The 16,981-nt window shown below is 37.7% G+C and carries 18 protein-coding genes; 5 read left to right on the top strand and 13 right to left on the bottom strand.

The genetic code is table 11. The features are described 5' to 3' along the window. Window positions 1-120 precede the first annotated feature (120 nt). Window positions 121-819 (top strand): Crp/Fnr family transcriptional regulator, encoded by a 699-nt coding sequence (locus tag G6554_RS09640; RefSeq protein ID WP_166241167.1) that lies wholly within the window; start codon window positions 121-123, stop codon window positions 817-819. 41 nt (window positions 820-860) lie between these two features. Here the strand turns inward: G6554_RS09640 and hcp are convergent, their stop codons facing one another. After that, entirely contained in the window at window positions 861-2,159 is a 1,299-nt protein-coding gene (hcp, locus tag G6554_RS09635) for a hydroxylamine reductase (RefSeq protein WP_166241165.1), read from the bottom strand. A 190-nt stretch (window positions 2,160-2,349) separates the two neighbouring features. Between hcp and G6554_RS09630 the strand changes: the two genes are divergently transcribed. Continuing rightward, window positions 2,350-2,832, top strand: a complete 483-nt coding sequence (locus G6554_RS09630) for an Hsp20/alpha crystallin family protein (protein WP_166241163.1) — start codon at window positions 2,350-2,352, stop codon at window positions 2,830-2,832. 47 nt (window positions 2,833-2,879) lie between these two features. On the opposite strand, the gene G6554_RS09625 is transcribed toward G6554_RS09630, so the two are convergent. Beyond that, on the bottom strand, window positions 2,880-3,437 hold the full coding sequence (locus tag G6554_RS09625) for a YppG family protein (protein WP_242637685.1): 558 nt from the start codon (window positions 3,435-3,437) through the stop codon (window positions 2,880-2,882). A 187-nt stretch (window positions 3,438-3,624) separates the two neighbouring features. Between G6554_RS09625 and yppF the strand changes: the two genes are divergently transcribed. After that, entirely contained in the window at window positions 3,625-3,834 is a 210-nt protein-coding gene (gene yppF / locus G6554_RS09620; protein ID WP_166241161.1) for a YppF family protein, read from the top strand. Window positions 3,835-3,871: 37 nt separating this feature from the next. Here yppF and G6554_RS09615 read toward each other — a convergent pair whose 3' ends face one another. The 3 genes from G6554_RS09615 to G6554_RS09605 all read right to left on the bottom strand — a co-directional run bounded on the left by G6554_RS09615 (window position 3,872) and on the right by G6554_RS09605 (window position 5,857). Next, window positions 3,872-4,228, bottom strand: coding sequence for a DUF1798 family protein (locus G6554_RS09615; RefSeq protein WP_166241159.1), 357 nt, complete (start codon window positions 4,226-4,228; stop codon window positions 3,872-3,874). Between the two features lie 88 nt (window positions 4,229-4,316). Further along, window positions 4,317-4,571 carry a hypothetical protein gene (locus tag G6554_RS09610; RefSeq protein ID WP_166241157.1) on the bottom strand — a complete coding sequence of 85 codons (255 nt, stop codon included), beginning with the start codon at window positions 4,569-4,571 and terminating at the stop codon, window positions 4,317-4,319. Between the two features lie 308 nt (window positions 4,572-4,879). Then, entirely contained in the window at window positions 4,880-5,857 is a 978-nt protein-coding gene (locus tag G6554_RS09605) for a DUF2515 domain-containing protein (RefSeq protein ID WP_166241155.1), read from the bottom strand. 191 nt (window positions 5,858-6,048) lie between these two features. Here G6554_RS09605 and recU point away from each other — a divergent pair, with 191 nt between their 5' ends. Next, a complete protein-coding gene (gene recU / locus G6554_RS09600; RefSeq protein ID WP_166241153.1) occupies window positions 6,049-6,678 on the top strand; it encodes a Holliday junction resolvase RecU in 630 nt (209 codons plus the stop codon). Next, on the top strand, window positions 6,678-9,236 hold the full coding sequence (locus tag G6554_RS09595; RefSeq protein WP_166241151.1) for a transglycosylase domain-containing protein: 2,559 nt from the start codon (window positions 6,678-6,680) through the stop codon (window positions 9,234-9,236). The genes recU and G6554_RS09595 overlap by 1 nt, the downstream gene beginning before the upstream one ends. Window positions 9,237-9,251: 15 nt before the next feature. Here G6554_RS09595 and G6554_RS09590 read toward each other — a convergent pair whose 3' ends face one another. The 8 genes from G6554_RS09590 to dinG all read right to left on the bottom strand — a co-directional run bounded on the left by G6554_RS09590 (window position 9,252) and on the right by dinG (window position 16,930). Further along, the gene (locus G6554_RS09590; RefSeq protein WP_166241149.1) at window positions 9,252-9,614 is read right to left on the bottom strand and encodes a YpoC family protein; all 363 of its coding nucleotides are present in this window, start codon (window positions 9,612-9,614) and stop codon (window positions 9,252-9,254) included. Beyond that, on the bottom strand, window positions 9,607-10,269 hold the full coding sequence (gene nth / locus G6554_RS09585) for an endonuclease III (protein ID WP_166241147.1): 663 nt from the start codon (window positions 10,267-10,269) through the stop codon (window positions 9,607-9,609). Before nth ends, G6554_RS09590 begins: the two co-directional genes overlap by 8 nt. Window positions 10,270-10,330: 61 nt before the next feature. Continuing rightward, entirely contained in the window at window positions 10,331-11,029 is a 699-nt protein-coding gene (locus G6554_RS09580; protein WP_166241145.1) for a DnaD domain-containing protein, read from the bottom strand. A 206-nt stretch (window positions 11,030-11,235) separates the two neighbouring features. After that, on the bottom strand, window positions 11,236-12,417 hold the full coding sequence (locus G6554_RS09575; RefSeq protein WP_166241180.1) for an aminotransferase class I/II-fold pyridoxal phosphate-dependent enzyme: 1,182 nt from the start codon (window positions 12,415-12,417) through the stop codon (window positions 11,236-11,238). A 32-nt stretch (window positions 12,418-12,449) separates the two neighbouring features. Continuing rightward, a complete protein-coding gene (locus G6554_RS09570) occupies window positions 12,450-12,923 on the bottom strand; it encodes a cell wall elongation regulator TseB-like domain-containing protein (RefSeq protein ID WP_166241143.1) in 474 nt (157 codons plus the stop codon). Window positions 12,924-12,936: 13 nt separating this feature from the next. Then, window positions 12,937-13,107 carry a YpmA family protein gene (locus tag G6554_RS09565; protein ID WP_166241141.1) on the bottom strand — a complete coding sequence of 57 codons (171 nt, stop codon included), beginning with the start codon at window positions 13,105-13,107 and terminating at the stop codon, window positions 12,937-12,939. Window positions 13,108-13,228: 121 nt separating this feature from the next. Then, a complete protein-coding gene (locus tag G6554_RS09560; protein ID WP_166241139.1) occupies window positions 13,229-14,077 on the bottom strand; it encodes a ComEC/Rec2 family competence protein in 849 nt (282 codons plus the stop codon). A gap of 48 nt (window positions 14,078-14,125) precedes the next feature. After that, a complete protein-coding gene (dinG, locus tag G6554_RS09555; RefSeq protein ID WP_166241136.1) occupies window positions 14,126-16,930 on the bottom strand; it encodes an ATP-dependent DNA helicase DinG in 2,805 nt (934 codons plus the stop codon). Between the last annotated feature and the right edge of the window lie 51 nt (window positions 16,931-16,981).

The raw sequence follows: 16,981 nt of genomic DNA, 5'->3' as shown, positions 1-16,981 counted from the left end.
ACATTCTCCCAATCAAAATAGGAATCACTACTTCTTTTTAAAAAAATATGAATGAATGTAAACAATTGATGAATATTTGGTACAATAGATGGTAACTGAGAAGAAGTTGAAGGTGATAGAATGAAAATAGATGAAATCAAAAGAGTGCTTGCTCATTTTACTCTTTTTCGTGAACTTACTGATTTTGAATTAACAAAGGTTGCTGATATTGCAATTACGAGGGACTGGAAAAAACAAAGTCATGTTTTTCTTCAGGGTGATCCGCTTGAAAATGTTTACTTTATTTTTGAAGGTAAAATCAAAATCTACAAGAGTGACGTGAACGGGAAAGAACAGATTGTTGCAATGGCCAAAAAAGGTGAAATGTTCCCACATGTTGGCTTTTTCAGAAAAGGAGAATACCCTGCATATGCGGAGGTTCTCGAACCATCCACGCTTATTGCTGTTCCCATTTCAAAATTTGAATCAGTCTTAATTGAAAATCCCGAGCTTTGTATCAAGGTATTTAAGGTGCTTGGTGAGAAAATCGTTGATTTGCAGGACCGGTTAGAGGAACAAATTCTTAATAATACGTACGAACAAATTGTTAAACTACTTATAAGGCTTGCGCAAAACCATGGGATGAAGCAAGCAGATGGGACGATTTTATTAAAGTCAGAATTCACCAACAAGGATCTTGCCAATATGATTGGAACCACCAGGGAAACGATTAGCCGGACCTTAACAAAAATGAAAAAAGATGAGCTGATTGAAGTAGATGAAGCTGGAAACATGATTGTCGATGTCGAAATTCTGATGGAAGAGATACACTTAATTTAAAACCAAAACACCGCAGGCGGTCAACGCTGCGGTGTTTTTGGTTATTTTGCTGTTAACTGTAGCATTTTTTCCATGTCTTCTTGTACTGTGCTAATCAATTTTAGGTTAAATGTTTCTTGAAGAACTTTTAGAACCCCCTCAGAAATAAATTCAGGCGGTTTTGGTCCAATCCGGATATCCTTAATACCTAAACTGAAAAGCCCCAGTAAAATCGCTACCGCTTTTTGCTCAAACCATGATAATACAATACTCACTGGAAGTTCATTCACTTCGCAGTCAAATGCATCTGCTAAAGCCATCGCAATTTTAACAGTAGAACCGGAATTATTGCACTGTCCCAAATCGATATAACGAGGAATAGTTGTTCCGGGAACAACACCATAATCAACATCATTAAAACGGAATTTCCCGCAGGAGGTCGTTAATATAACTGTTTCCCGCGGCAGCGATGTTGCCAATTCCCGGTAATAATCCCCTCCATGACCGGGTGCATCACAGCCGGCAATCACAAAGAATCGCTTGATTTTCCCTGCTTTCACAGCGTCTATAACTTCTGGGGCAATACCTAATACTGTTTCATGATGGAAACCCGTTAGTAATGTTTCATCTGAATCTATTGCCGCTTCCGGAAGTTCTAATGCCCTCTCGATTAAACGTGTAAAATCATCATTGATAATTTTTTCGACATTTTCAAGGCCTGCAACATCATAGGTAAACATTCTGTCTGCATAGGTTCCTTTGATTGGCATCACGCAATTTGTCGTCGCCAGAATGGCTCCAGGAAATTCTTCAAACAAACGGCGTTGGTCATACCAGGCCTTGCCGATATTCCCTTTTAAGTGAGGATATTTTTTTAGGGCAGGATAGCCGTGAGCAGGCAGCATTTCTGAGTGTGTATAAATATTTATTCCTTTCCCTTCTGTCTGCTTCAATAATTCCTCTAAGGCAAATAGATTATGGCCCGTCACAACGATACATTTGCCTTCAATTTTATTCTGGCTCACCCGAATGGGTTCAGGAATCCCTAACCGCTTTGTATGTGCCTCATCAAGCATCTCCATCACCCGGACAGCAGCCCTGCCAACTTTCATCGCCATATCAATATGTTCTTGAAGATTGAAATTGGAATTCGTTAACGTCAGGTACAGTGCTTCATGTGTAGTTGAATCAACTAATGGATCTGTATAACCAAGTTGGTTCGCATGCGTTCGGTAGGCCGCAATCCCTTTTAAGCCAAAAATAATGGTATCTTGTAAACTAGCTATTGTTTCATCCTTACCACAAACACCCATTTCAGTGCAACCACCACTTGGGGTTTGCTCACATTGATAACAAAACATATAGGTTCCTTCCTTTCCTTAAATTACCACCATAGCATACAAATCAAGGCGGATTATTCATGTGATAATTATCACAATTTAATACGATGTAATAAATCGTTCAAAAAGTTATTGCAATAATTTGACGGCACCTACCTAGATTTAAACGCATATTATAGAAAGTGAAATATTGGAAAGAGAGGGAAAGATAATGACATCCAAGCTTCCGAGTGATAAAAATAACCCTAAAAAACCGATACCTGAACCATTTCGTGACCTAATGAAATCGATGAACGACTTCTTTACTGAAAAACCAGTCCGTGGATTTTTACAATCAATTGATGATTTTTTCAAAACTCCATTTCCCGTTGCTTCAGGTTTCCCTGTGGAAACAGTAGAAACAGGAAAGGAATATATTATTACAGCCGAACTTCCAGGTGTGAAAAGAGATCAAATCCAGTTAAATATTACCGGAAACTATATAACGATTTCTATTGAAAATAATGAGCTGGAAACAGTAGAAAACGATCAATCACAAGTTTACCATCGAAAATTCATTCGACAACATTCGACGAGAACCATATCCCTTCCACATGCTATAAATGAAAAAATGGTGAAAGCATCGTACCGAGATGGTTTATTACAAATTCGAATTCCTCAGGAAAGGGGAAAGATTATTGAAATTGAAGAATAGAATTAGTAAAAAGAAGAAAGACGGCTAAAATAGCCGTCTTTTCTATGTTACGCTTTAAAGAATCCTCCAAAACCTTTAACAAGCGAGGAAACTTGGTTCACTGCATTCATCATCGTCCCGGCAGTATTAACCATTTTATTAAAATCCACCGACCCGTCCTGTGATTTGAAGGAATTCATAATGGATTTCACACCACCTGGTTGTTTCGGCAGCATATTTTGTTTTGGATAGGGGTTCATCATTGGGTACCCATTCATCGGCATATAGGAGGGCTGTTGAACCATTTCATCCTTCGGCTGCAGCGGGTTTTGAAAAAGAAACTGTGAATCTTTTTGTGAATATGTCTGATTTGGGTATGGTATAGTTTGCGGCACGAATCCTGGTTGATAGTTTTGTGCAAATGGCTGCATACCTTGCGGATAGTATGGATTTTGTTGTTGAAAAGACATCCATTCATAATTTTGGGGCTGTGCTTGATATGAAATTGGTTGATTTCGATTACCAACATGTTGCTGGTTCCATTGTTGACCAGTTGGAACTTGGTGCATCATTTGCCCCGAGTATCCATAATAAACGTAATTATTTGGTTTCTCTTTACCAAACATGGGCAAACATCTCCTCCACAAATATCTCTATTACAGACTATGAAGGTTCCAAATGAAAGGTGATTATTTTAAAACTTTGGACAATGTCTAATTAAGAGGGAATTTGTCTAAAGTTTAAATATTTTAAAAACTAGAAATCCTTTTAATTCGTGTTAGGATAGAGAAAATGATGAAGGAGGAGCTATTAATGAACATTCGTGAATTAAAAGGCAAATTTATTCAAAGTCGGGATTACAACACAGATGACGTTAACGCACTAATGGATTTTGCTAAGAAAGCGTATATTCACAACGAAATCAGTATCAAAGAATATCGCCTTCTTGTCCGCGAGCTTGAAAACAAAGGCGCAGGATTACCGGAAATGGATAGTGAAAACTCCCTCATCGAACATTCATAAATCATCATTAAAAGAGATGCAAAAAAGCATCTCTTTTCTATTGCTTAACTTCTTTTATTACTTCCAAAAGAAAGTATTCAACAGTCCGCCCTGAATTTAGGAACCTTGATTTGCTAGTTTTCGGAAAAAAGGCTTGAACGGAGAGTTGTTCGATATGTTCTGCTGTCGTATCAATCTGTTTCAAATGTAAATGTTTATGATTTGACCCAGAAAGCCACTTTTTCATGGCATTTTTCCATTGATTAGTAATGATACTTACTTCATCAACAAATGGTTTAATGACATTCTCGAAATCATGGGTAATACCTGTCTCTCTTCCATCTTGGTAATATTTAATAAATAAATGGTTATACTGTAATAATTTTTCCGTAAGGTTAAGGATTTCTTCAGCCATTTCATATGATCCCTTCTAAAAATCAAAAATAAAGAGTAGCAAAGGTTTATTTTGCTACTCTCATTTATACTATCATTTTTTGCTGTAATTAAAAACCTAATTCAAGCTTTAATGGTTTTGGGATTTGGTTTAGATTGGATTCCGGAAGGTCATTAGCTATTTTATATTCCATGTCAGACAGCCTTTGGGCAGGGGCCGATATTTTTTCTTGCTGCTCCCTGTTTAAATTAATTCGAAGGTCGGAGAATGATGCCTCAAGAACAGACTCTAATTCCTCTAATTGATCATATATTTCCGTTAGCATCGAAAGTAGTTTTTCTTTTTCGGACAATGGTTTATTCATCTATAAAACCCTCCTCGCGATTATCTATATGGTAGTATTCTCTTTCCATCCTTGGCATCCTCCCCTCTTGACAAAACTAGAAGAAGTTCGGCAAAGAAAGTGGCAATCTGCATATATTCTGTTAACTTTCGACAGAATAGTATTGGAGGTGTTTTTATGTCAAAAAAGAAAAGACAACCAAATAAACAACCACAATCTGAAGAAGAAAAGACCGTAGGCTATGGCGATAAAAAAATAGAGGGGCCAAATCGCCCTTCCACATGATGAATGATTACGGCAAAAAGCAAGGAACCCCTTCCTTGCTTTTTTCATTTCCATTTTTCCAATTCCAATACCTTTTGAATCGAGAGCACTAACTGCAGCTGGTTTGATTTCGCGAAGTACCAATCGGTCAAATGAATGGGGTGACGATGTCGGGCTGGTAGATGCAGCCACACAGGAGAGACCCTTCTACACTTACTCCAATCCGCATAGCTGTGCTGATTATGCATAATTACAGGGAAGGTCGTTCGTAGCAATGGTGTTTTTCGAACGGGCCTTATTTTAAAATATTGCTCATAATCATATCTTGAACCAGTATGAGGAGTCTTTTCAGCAAATTCTAGAAAATAGGGAAACAACCTTTGATGAAAGAGAATACTTGCTAATCTCTTCCCTAAGTTAATCCTTTTAGAGAGAGATTTAAAACCATTTACACTTGCCCCATAAACCTCCCCGCCACATGTTGGGAACAGGACACAACTAAAATGGAGCCAGTCCTGAAAGGAAAAAATCATCGACTGAAATACCTTTTTCTTATAAACGGGATGTTCAATGACAGGCGTCTGAATGACATTTTGCTCATTAATAATTAATGCAGTTGTTAACCGATTCCGATTATTCTCCTTCCAATACCGCTTCCATTCTTTTTGAATAAATGCGGAAACATTGAAATAGGGAAGTAAATGAAACATTGGCCGATTTATTTTCGTCGAATATTGATAGAGCAGTAACTGGGGGAAAACATCATGAAAAATAAGCCAATTGGCCCGCTCATAGGTATGGAATAGTTGTTTCCGCACCCTATCATCTAATAGTTGGGGGAAAATGGAGCCTTCAAGGTCACACATATTCCATCCCCCATTTCTTGAAACCATACTGGCAAGAAAGGACCAAATAATATCGGGATTCTTTTTAAAATAACTAAAGTAAGCATCGGTTCTTGAAATATTATCAATATTCTTTTTATTGGTTTCACTTCGAATTTGACGGATGATTGTTTGTTCCTGTATTGTAAGATGATTCATATTCATCTTCCCTTATTATGTTTAGTAGAGTTTAAGTAAACATGGAATAAAATCATTTATGAAAAATGAATCATGCTTATATTGGCAACTCACGGTACAATTTATATTAGCGTGTGTACGTAAAAAATTTTTATACACCCCAATCTTGCTAAGATTTGGTATGATAAGGAATAGCTTGAGAGGTGCAAATCATGAATGTAAACTATCCAAATGGAAAAAAGTATAAACCGGTAAAAATTGAGAATGACCTTCCCATAAAAAAAAAGAAAAATGGTTCGTATAGTAATAGGGGGATGACCCTTGAAGAAGATTTAAATGAGACGAATGAATATTATCGGGACAGAAAAATTGCGGTTATACATAAAAAGCCAACACCGGTTCAAATTGTTCAGGTGGATTACCCAAATCGGAGTGCGGCCGTGATAAAAGAAGCCTACTTTAAATTAGCTTCAACAACTGATTATAATGGGGTATACAATGGAAAGTATATTGATTTTGAAGCGAAGGAAACACAAAACACCACCTCTTTTCCGCTAAAAAACTTCCATCAGCACCAAGTAGAGCATATGGAAGAAGTCTTGAATCAAGGGGGAATATGCTTTGTTATTCTTCGATTTACAAGATTTGAACAAGTTTATTTGCTTGAAGCACAACACTTGTTGAACTATTGGAAAAGAATGATCAGTGGTGGAAGAAAATCAATTACAAAAGAGGAAATAGAACAACATGGTCATCGCATTCCACTTGGATTTCAGCCAAGAATTGACTATATTAAAATAATAGATGCACTTGAAAAGGTTAGAAAGGAAGGAATTTCATAATGTCTGAAAAATACCAATCAAGAGAGGAGCGGCGAAAGAAACTCCAGTCAAACAGCAAGGGGAAGCCAAAAGCCAAGAAAAAATCCGGCGGTCTATTCAAGAAAATCTTTCTTAGCCTTGTTGTCCTTGGTATTGTTGGAATTCTTGCAGGAGTTGGTACATTTGCCTACCTAGTAAAGGATGCTCCCAAACTTGACCCAAAATTATTAAAAGACCCGATCCCATCAAAGATTTTAGATAAAGATCAAAAATTGATTACTGAAGTTGGAGCCATTAATCGCGAATATGTAAATTATAAAGATATTCCACAGGTCCTGGAAAATGCTGTTTTAGCCACAGAGGATTATCGCTTTTATAAACACCATGGGATTGACCCCATTCGGTTAGGCGGTGCGGTCTTGGCTAACTTCCAGCGTGGTTTTGGTGCAGAAGGCGGAAGTACCATCACGCAGCAGGTAGTAAAGAATGCATTTTTAACACAGGAAAAGACGTTAACACGAAAGGTTCAGGAAGCTTGGCTCTCATATGAACTAGAACAAAAATACACAAAACATCAAATTTTTGAAATGTATGTCAATAAGGTATATGTTTCAGAGAACAGTCATGGACTTGCAACAGCGGCAAAAATTTATTATGGAAAAACTTTAAATGAATTAACGCTCGCGGAGGCAGCACAAATTGCAGGAATGCCGCAAAGTCCAAATAACTATAATCCCTTCGACCACCCAGATCTGGCGGAAAAAAGACGAAATATTGTTTTAACATTAATGGAACAGCATGGCTTTATTTCAAAACAAGAAATGAACGATGCAAAAAAGGTATCCGTTGCCGCAACAGTATTAAAAGCGGAGCAGCGTACAGTAGATGAAAAACCTTTCGATTCCTTTGTGGATGCCGTCATTGATGAAGTAAAAGAAACAACCGATTTCGATATTTTTACCGATGGTTTGACGATTCAAACGACTTTGGATAGAGACGCACAAACGTATGTTTATAATATGTTAAATTCCCAAGATATCATCCAATACCCTGATGAAGCTTTCCAAGCCGGGATTGCCCTCCTTGATACGAAAACAGGAGAAATTCGTGCCATCGGCGGCGGCCGGAATCAACAAGTTAGTCGTGGATTTAACTATGCCATCGATACAAGGCGACAACCCGGATCAACAATTAAGCCTGTACTTGATTATGGCCCAGCAATCGAATATTTAAATTGGGGCACATATGAAATGATCGAAGATAAGCCGATAACGTACTCCACAGGGAAGAAATTTGGCAACTGGGATGATAAATACAAAGGGCCTATGACCATTCGGACTGCCTTACAGTTGTCACGAAATACACCTGCTGTCCAAGCATTACAACAAGTTGGTTTGGATAAAGCTAAGGACTTTGCAGTTAGTCTTGGTATTCCATTAAAAGAAATTTATGAGTCTTATGCCATTGGCGGTTTTGAAACTGGTGTATCTCCATTACAAATGGCCGGGGCCTATAGTGCCTTTGGAAATAATGGTTTCTATACCAAACCGCATGCGATTACAGAAATTATGCTGCGCGACGGAACCACTATTAAAACGGCGCCGGAACCAAAGGTTGTGATGAAGGATTCCACTGCTTTCATGATAACCGATATGATGAAAAGTGTCCTCGTATCCCCCGGTACAGGAACACGAGCTAAAGTCCCTGGGCTTCCGATTGCTGGTAAGACAGGAACAACAAACTATACAGCTGAAGATATGAAAAAGTGGAACATTAAGAGCAGTTCTGTACCAGATTCATGGTTTACTGGATACACAACTAATTACACGGCTTCTATTTGGACCGGATACGATAATCAGAAGACACCAATAACAGCTATCGGGGATAACCAGAGAATTGCCCAGTTACTTTTTAAAAATTTAATGGCCTATGTCTCAAAGGATATCGATACTCCAGATTTCACCATGCCAAATAGTGTCCAAAAGGTCAGAGTTGAAAAAGGCTCGATGCCTGCAGTACTGGCCAGCGAATTTACACCTGACAGTGAAGTGAGTATAGAATATGCCGTAAAAGGGCATGCACCTAAAAAGGTATCTGAGAAATATAACAAATTGGATGCACCTGTCAATCCAATTGCCAAATATGATGACGTCAATAAAAAAGTTGTCCTAACTTGGGAATATCCTAATGCAAATAAGACGGGAGTTCAATTTGATCTGACAATCAATAATCCTTCTGCACCGGGTCATTTCGTTCAAACGGAAAACAGCCTAACGATTCCAGCAGCTCCTGGCGAGAAATATACATTTACAATCATAGCCATTAGCGGTGATAGGAAGAGTGATTCTGTTTCAACTTCCATTGACATTCCAAATCCTGAAATTGAAATGGATCAAGATGATCAAAATGGTGAGGATAATAATGGTAACGGTAATAATGGCAATGGTAATAACGGAAACGGAAACGGAAACGGTAACAATGGGTCTGGTAATGGCGGCGGTCAAGGAGGAACAACCCCGCCGGTTACTACGCCCGAAAATCCCTCCAGCGGTCAGGGAACTGGATCACCGGGAACCTAATTAATAAAAAAACGTCTAGGCATCGGGCTTAGACGTTTTTTTTACGATACTTCTTTTTACATACAGCTTTTCCTGTTCAACCATTAGCTCCGAAAGCTGACGGTATGAATGATATAATGCTGGTCTGGCTATGATAAATGCTAGTCTTTCTTCAATATTTACAGGCTTATAATAAAACTGATGATAGGGAATAGAATCATTGGGTGTTGAGGATTCATCATTTGTCAGAAACAAAAATTGAATGAATAAGCTTATTCCTTTTTCCATCCATTCTCCTGCGTTTTTCTGGTCACGTTCTCGGAATAATTGATTTAGACGGGTTTTAATGCTTTCCCATTCTTTTAGCAATCTAGAAATTTTCTCTGCTCGATTATCCATTTAAAGCGACCTTTCCTTTCATCCTTTTCTTGCCTTCTCGACATAACTCTAATAATGGACAGCTTGGACACTGAGGGTTTTGAGCCTTACAATGATAGCGGCCAAAAAAGATTAAACGGTGATGGGTCACCGACCATTCCTCTTTTGGAACCTTCCTCATTAAAGTGTTCTCCACTTCCAATACTGAATCCTTCCAGCGGCAAATCCCAAGGCGTTTACTTACTCGCTCCACGTGGGTATCCACGGCAATCGCAGGAATATTATAGGCAACCGAAACAACGACATTTGCCGTTTTCCTGCCCACCCCGGATAGCTTTGTCAACTCATCTCTATCCATGGGGATTTCTCCACCATATTCATCGAGAACCATCCGGCAAAGGCTTTGAATGTTTTTAGCTTTATTCCGGTAAAGTCCGATGGAACGAATATCATTTTGTAATTCCTCAAGTGAAACCTGCAGGTAATCCTCAGGAGTTTTGTATTTCTTAAATAATTCTTTCGTTACTTTATTGACTAGTACATCGGTACATTGTGCTGATAATGAAACAGCTATAATAAGTTCAAATGGATTGGAGTGGTTTAACTCACAATGGGCATTTGGGAACATTTTCCCCATTTCATCCAAACAATAACGAATTTGTTTATTATTAAGCAAAAATATCACCTACATTACTATTAATTAAGATAAATAAAACGAGAGAAGATTCCCTCGTTAACTATTGCTCTAGCCAATTGTAAAATGGTACTGTCGGTTGATGAGCATCATCCTTGAAGTTTCCTTTTGGAGACTGCTTTTGACGGAATTTGCGGCCATGATTCTTTGCTTGCTCAATCGTTTTAATTCCATTCTTCTTCCATTCAAAAAGAATCCTATCAATATAGCGGAAATTTAATTTCCCTGACATGACGGATTCACGGAGGGCAGCCTTTATGATAATTGGATCATGGTGATCATCATCCATCCACATGCCAAGGGATTCACATTCAAATGGTGATAGGGGGCGGCCGAATTCATTTTCAAAACAAGTGTACAGATCAGTTTCATCGGTCTTTTTATCAATTGCTTTAGCTGTTTTATTATTGATCATAAACAGGTCAATCAGTTTTTCCCATAATGGTTTCACGGTATATTTCTCAAAACGAATCCCCTCATTTGAGTATTGATCCATTATTTCAATAAAACCTCTTTGGATTAATCTTCTAAGCATTTCATTACATTCTAAGACAGAAACCGTCATCCTGGCAGAAAGCTCTTCTGGAGTAGGAAATTCATTCCCTTTTTCTATAAAAGCAAGGATATTTAATAAAAGTACTAGTTCAATTTCGTTTAGATTTAGGTTACGGTATTCTGAAAGCAGCATAGAAGGTATAGTAATATTCCCTTCCTCAAGCCATGCTAATATAGTTGATTTCATTTAAAGGACACCTCCAAATAAGTATAACATGAACCATTCCAACCGGGTAAGGGTAACAGGTATCCAACTTTGGAAAGGAAAGCAAAAAGCCTGCGGAGCGCAGACTTTTTAGTTGTCTAGGAAATTATAGATTAATATTAGTGTGGATAACTTGGAATAGTTATCTGAATCCAGCACCAGCGCCCTAGAGGCTTTTGTTTTTAATCTTAGCGCTTTGATTCAACAAACTGATGAATTCGTGCTACTGCTGCTTCTAATTGCTCAAGTGATGTTGCATAGGATAGACGAATATTATCCGGCGTTCCGAATCCAGATCCAGGAATTACCGCCACTTTTGCTTCAACTAGTAATGCCTCCACAAAGTCATCAACATGATTATATCCGGTCATTTCTGCAGCTTCCATCACATTTGGATACAAGTAAAAAGCTCCTTCCGGCTTCACACAAGTGAATCCGGGTATGGCAACCAATTTATTATAAATAATTTCTAATCTTTTTTCAAAGGCTTGTCGCATTTCTTCCACTGGCTCCTGCGAACCGTTATAGGCAGCGATTGCCGCATATTGGGCAGTTGTTGTCGGATTTGATGTACTATGACTCGCAAGGTTCGTCATTGCCTCGACTATCTGTTTATTCCCAGCAGCATAGCCAATTCTCCAGCCTGTCATCGAATGGGACTTAGAAACACCATTTATAACAATGGTTTGTTCTTTAAGCTCCGGTGAAAGTTCTGCGATGGAGACATGCTTTACACCAAAATAAACCAGCTTTTCATATATTTCATCTGAGACAATAAGAATATCCTTCTCCAGGCAAACTTTACCCAATTCACGAAGTTCTTCTGCGGGATATAATACCCCTGTAGGATTGCTCGGTGAATTGATGATGACTGCTTTTGTCTTGTCAGAAATAGCCTCTTTTAATTGTTGCGGTGAAATCTTAAATTGATTTCGTTCATGCCCTTCAATATAAACTGGGATACCACCTGCTAATTTAACTTGTTCAGGGTAGCTTACCCAATATGGGGTAGGAATGATTACCTCGTCCCCATCATTTAAGAGAACTTGAAATAGGGTATAAAGGACATGTTTTGCACCATTTCCAACAATAATTTGATTTGGTTTATAGGTTAAACCCTGATCCGTTTCTAGCTTTTTAATGATTGCTTGTTTTAAAGCAGGAAGACCTGCAGAAGGTGTATACTTTGTATATCCCTCATTCATGGATTGAGATGCCGCATCCAATATATGCTGCGGCGTATTAAAGTCGGGCTCGCCCGCCCCTAAACCAATGACATCTTCCCCCTGTTCCTTTAATTCCTTAGCTTTTGCCGTAATAGCTAACGTTGATGAAGGTGTAAGTGCCATCACCCGATTTGCTAATTTCACTGCCATTTCTCTTCCCCCATTCCCCAAGCATTCTATAAATTATCAATATTTTGATACCACTCACCAGTTTCAAAAAGAACATAATAATAATTTATTAAGTTATTATCAGAACGGTAATAAATTTCCCATAATGGAATGTTTTTTTGCATACCCAAACGAACTGAAATAATTTTTTTAGGTTTTTTTTCTTGCAAAAGTTTTTGCACTGCTTCCTCTTTTGATAATCCATCTTTGGCTTTTTTCACAAAAACCTTCTTACTTTTATCAGGGATCCAGACGATGATCTTTTCACCCTTCTTATCATTTGCTTCAATCACATTTACTTTCTCTAACCCATTGTATAGATGAAAATCCTCTACTTTATCAATTTGAACCTTTTTATTTGCCAGTGTGACAGCTTTTTTTTCCGCCATCTTTACTGGTTCTAAGGCAGAAAAATATACTTTTATGAACGTTCCAATAATGACTAACAGAAATAATACGAGGAAAATAATCCACTTTTTCATTCTATTCACTTCTTTATGTACGATATATTGTAAAAATTGCTTTACTTTGGTCTTCTCGATCAAGGGCAAGCCCAAACATGAGATCCTTTTGCTTTAAGGTGCGATTTAGGGAGTCAACAATTTTATATAAATCCGAGCTGTATTGGATCTTAACTGTTGATAAAACTTCAATTTTACTTTCCATCCTTATTTCTCCTTTTTTCTACTTTAACACTGCCTGTGCAGAATCTTTCTAATTATTATAACAGGATAATCCAGGATATGCTTCAGATCTTCATTAATTTATCACAATTTTTTTCCTGCAATTATTCTTCCTTAGCTGGAATGGTAATAACCTCATAGTTTGTTTTAGTAAATTTAATCGAGACCGTACCATGTTTTTTTGTAAAATACACTTCTGACCAAATACCATGCAATTCATGAAGTATATCTGCTTGTTGCTCATGTCTCCGTGGAGAAAAAAGGATAGAAATTTGTGGATTAAGATGCGCAATAAATTCATCAGAAAATGAGACTTCCTTATTATTGTTGGGAATTTTAAAAACGTTAACATCTTTTAGCGCCTTCTTTAATAGTGTTTGTTCCGCACGTTGACTGAAGGATGTCATTAAAAATATGTTATGTTGGTAAAAATTCAGCAGTAAATCCATTCCTTCATTTTCTTCATTCCCAACAAATTGGACTCCGGCAGTCATTTCAGGAAGGATTTCTTTTTTTATCCCCTCTTCCAAAGCAACAATCGTTATTGCAAGGGATCGGTTAATATTTTCTTCTAATTGTTTCGAAAGTTCCGGTGTTGTCATGATTTCTTTTATGTTATATTCAGCAATCAATTGATTTAGGGTATTGTATGAAAGGTCTTGGCCATCATTTGTTAAGAAAAGAGCCGAAATCTCTTTCACATTATAAAGAGAAAGCCAACTTGCTAATTCGGCTTTCGTTCCTTTCCCACCTACGTTAATTAATATATTTTTACTATTTGGACCTTGAATAAGTGTAGCTTCACCTATTGATAGATCCAAAAACGTCACCGCCGCTTCGTGCTCTTTCAGTTTTAAATCGATATTTTCAATGTTACTAGAAATAGCTGTTTCTGCCTTTGCAATAAAGGTACTTGGAATAAAAAGGCTTAAGATCATAAACAATATTTTCATACATTTACGCCTCCTATTATCAAATAGGATGTGTAAATTTCCATATTTTTATAATAACCAATTAGGAATAATTTTTACTAGTTCATTAATTGTCCCTTTTTTTACCGGGATTTCAGGGACTGATTGTAAAAAGGATCTTCCGTATTTGGTCGTAACGATCCTTCTATCAAAGACAAACATGATACCACGGTCTTTTTCCGTCCGAATTAACCGGCCAAATCCTTGTTTAAAACGGAGAATCGCTTCAGGGAGTGAATATTCATTAAAAGGGTTACCGCCACGTTGCTCGATTAGCTGACATTTCGCCTCTGTGAGCGGTTCGTCGGGCGGGCTAAACGGAAGCCTTACAATCACAAGGCAGGATAGGTCTTCACCGGGAATATCTACCCCTTCCCAGAAACTACTTGTCCCTAGTAATATAGCCTTTTCATAGCGTTGAAAATTCCTTGTTAACCTTGTTCGGCTACCACTCGTAATACCTTGCGCAATGAGGACATACTCATCTAAGAAGCCGCTCTCCTTTATTAGCTCATATGTTCTCTTAAGCATGTCATTGGCTGTAAAAAGGATTAACATTCTTCCTTTTGTAGCCTCAGCAATCGTGATGATATGTTCCGTAATCGCAATCACATACTCTTCTAATGTCACAGTATTAATTTCCGGTATGTCATCTGGAATGCACAACTGTACTTGATTCTTATAGTTAAATGGTGAAGGGATTGTCATTTGTTTAGTAGAAACCGCATTGAGACCAAGTTCAGTCATGATATAATCAAACGAATTATTTACTGACAAGGTTGCGGATGTCAACACAACTGCCTTTTTTGCCCGAAAAAATTTCTCCTTAAGCTGTTCAGCAACAAAAGCAGGCTGAGCGATAAACGTCGTGATATTTTGCGGTGCACGGATATCCATTTCAATCCATTTTACATCCTTCGTTTCCTTAATAAAGCAACTAATCACTGTATTGCGCAGCTCTTCAAGCTCATTTACAAATGTAAAAATTTCTTCGATTTTATTTTCGTCTTCACTTGTTAATATTAATTTCTCAGTTTTAATCCAGTTGAGACGATTGGTAATGGCTGAGTGTAAATCCTTAAGTAAAAAGGCAAACCTCTCTGCACAATGAACAAGGGCATTTTTTTCCTTCCTGCTACCTGCATCCGACAATCGTACCTTAATACGATTATAACTCTTTTTATTGGTAAGCTTTGTTTTGGCGTAAAGGGCAATCAATTTAAAGAACTCATCCATTTCATAGGTAAGTTCCATCATCAATCGATTCAATTCAAAAGCAGGAATCAGGTTTGTCTCTTTTTTATGTATTGGAGCGATTAGTTTTTCCAATTCATAAAAGAGTTGTTTTTGTTCATACAAACCAAAATGTCCGAGAAGCATCCTTGTGGAAAAATAATCTAATGAATAACCAAAAAAACGGCTTGCTACCTTTTCAAGGTGATGTCCTTCATCAATCACCACAAAATCAGCTGCAGGTAAAATAGAACCTTCACCTTTAAGATCACTTAATAATAAGGAGTGGTTGGTAATGACAATATCAGCAGCATGCGCTTTGTTTTTTGCTCTAAGATAAAAATCTCTTTCCCGCCATCCATTATTTTGGGAATAAACATTCGGTTCATCCTTGATTTTATTCCAATAAAGGAGGCCACCGCTTGAGAGATTCAATTCATCCTTATCACCTGTGTCCGTTTCAGTCAGCCAAACAAGTATTTGCATTTTTGTTAAAGTCGTATCATAATTATCGTTTTCGTCCATTAATGTTTGATGAAACTTATCAAGGCTTAAATAATGATTTCTTCCTTTTAAAAGCACAGTGGTGATGGTAAAAGGGATGATTTTAGCCAAAAGTGGAATTTCATTTTTCAAAATTTGTTCCTGTAATTGAATGGTATGTGTACTAACAATTACGGGAAGATTATGTTGTTTTGAAAAGTAGGCAATCGGGAGCAGATAACCAAGTGATTTACCGACTCCTGTTCCCGCTTCAATTAACGTATTCCTTTGGGTCTGAAATGATTCGTAAACAGTATCCATCATCTGAAATTGACCCAATCGCTTTTCAAAAAATTGAAATCCGTGCTTAATCATCTCTATTTTATCTTTCTCATCAGCTGGGTACAAAACATCCTTTTTTTCTGACTCTACCCCAACTTTAACGGAATATTTCTTTATGGCTAAATCATTATATACTTCAATAGAATCCGGTAATTGATCCCGAATTTCCCCCACCGAATTGATCAATTCATCTAGCAGTTGTTGAAGATCGCTTTTTAGCCCACCTGATAATTGTGTAATTTGTCTAATCGTTATTTGAGGCAAGGCAGCTAATCGACTTAACAGAAGGAGAAATAACTCGGCTGTAACCAGGGCATCACTATCTGCCTGGTGTGGCCTGTCATGATTTAAGTTCTCCTTCTCAGCCAAATCAGAAAGTTTATAACCATCTGCAGTCGGATATAAAATTCTAGCCATTTCCACTGTATCTAATACAGGGCCGAAAAATCCTTCCCCACCCGCTTGGATTAATTCTTCCTGCATAAAGGATAGATCAAATAATACATTATGGGCAACAAAATAGGCCCCCTCAAGCAGTGACGTAACTTTCTCAGCAATTTCAGAAAACAACGGTGCACCTGCGACCATATCATCATTGATTCCAGTCAATTCTTCAATAAACGGCGGAATCGCCTTTTTTGGATTGATGAGCGATGAAAATTTTTCGGTGATTTTCCCGTTTTCAATGACCACCGCAGCAAATTGAATAATTTTATCACTTTTTTTCGGAAGATTTCCCGTGGTCTCCAAATCTATAACAACAAATTTATTTAACATTCATTTCCACCCCAAACCTTCGTTCCTTAAACCGTTGCACAAAGATCGTTA

Source organism: Bacillus sp. MM2020_4 (genome assembly GCF_011250555.1).
Lineage (GTDB): Bacteria > Bacillota > Bacilli > Bacillales > Cytobacillaceae > Neobacillus.
This window is presented reverse-complemented; position numbering and strand designations above follow the sequence as displayed.

Bases quoted from the DNA above. Each gene is read 5' to 3' on its own strand.
- G6554_RS09640 (WP_166241167.1), top strand. From the start codon at position 121: ATGAAAATAGATGAAATCAAAAGAGTGCTTGCTCATTTTACTCTTTTT.
- hcp (WP_166241165.1), bottom strand. From the start codon at position 2,159: ATGTTTTGTTATCAATGTGAGCAAACCCCAAGTGGTGGTTGCACTGAA.
- G6554_RS09630 (WP_166241163.1), top strand. From the start codon at position 2,350: ATGACATCCAAGCTTCCGAGTGATAAAAATAACCCTAAAAAACCGATA.
- G6554_RS09625 (WP_242637685.1), bottom strand. From the start codon at position 3,437: ATGTTTGGTAAAGAGAAACCAAATAATTACGTTTATTATGGATACTCG.
- yppF (WP_166241161.1), top strand. From the start codon at position 3,625: ATGAACATTCGTGAATTAAAAGGCAAATTTATTCAAAGTCGGGATTAC.
- G6554_RS09615 (WP_166241159.1), bottom strand. From the start codon at position 4,228: ATGGCTGAAGAAATCCTTAACCTTACGGAAAAATTATTACAGTATAAC.
- G6554_RS09610 (WP_166241157.1), bottom strand. From the start codon at position 4,571: ATGAATAAACCATTGTCCGAAAAAGAAAAACTACTTTCGATGCTAACG.
- G6554_RS09605 (WP_166241155.1), bottom strand. From the start codon at position 5,857: ATGAATCATCTTACAATACAGGAACAAACAATCATCCGTCAAATTCGA.
- recU (WP_166241153.1), top strand. From the start codon at position 6,049: ATGAATGTAAACTATCCAAATGGAAAAAAGTATAAACCGGTAAAAATT.
- G6554_RS09595 (WP_166241151.1), top strand. From the start codon at position 6,678: ATGTCTGAAAAATACCAATCAAGAGAGGAGCGGCGAAAGAAACTCCAG.
- G6554_RS09590 (WP_166241149.1), bottom strand. From the start codon at position 9,614: ATGGATAATCGAGCAGAGAAAATTTCTAGATTGCTAAAAGAATGGGAA.
- G6554_RS09580 (WP_166241145.1), bottom strand. From the start codon at position 11,029: ATGAAATCAACTATATTAGCATGGCTTGAGGAAGGGAATATTACTATA.
- G6554_RS09570 (WP_166241143.1), bottom strand. From the start codon at position 12,923: ATGAAAAAGTGGATTATTTTCCTCGTATTATTTCTGTTAGTCATTATT.
- G6554_RS09565 (WP_166241141.1), bottom strand. From the start codon at position 13,107: ATGGAAAGTAAAATTGAAGTTTTATCAACAGTTAAGATCCAATACAGC.
- G6554_RS09560 (WP_166241139.1), bottom strand. From the start codon at position 14,077: ATGAAAATATTGTTTATGATCTTAAGCCTTTTTATTCCAAGTACCTTT.
- dinG (WP_166241136.1), bottom strand. From the start codon at position 16,930: ATGTTAAATAAATTTGTTGTTATAGATTTGGAGACCACGGGAAATCTT.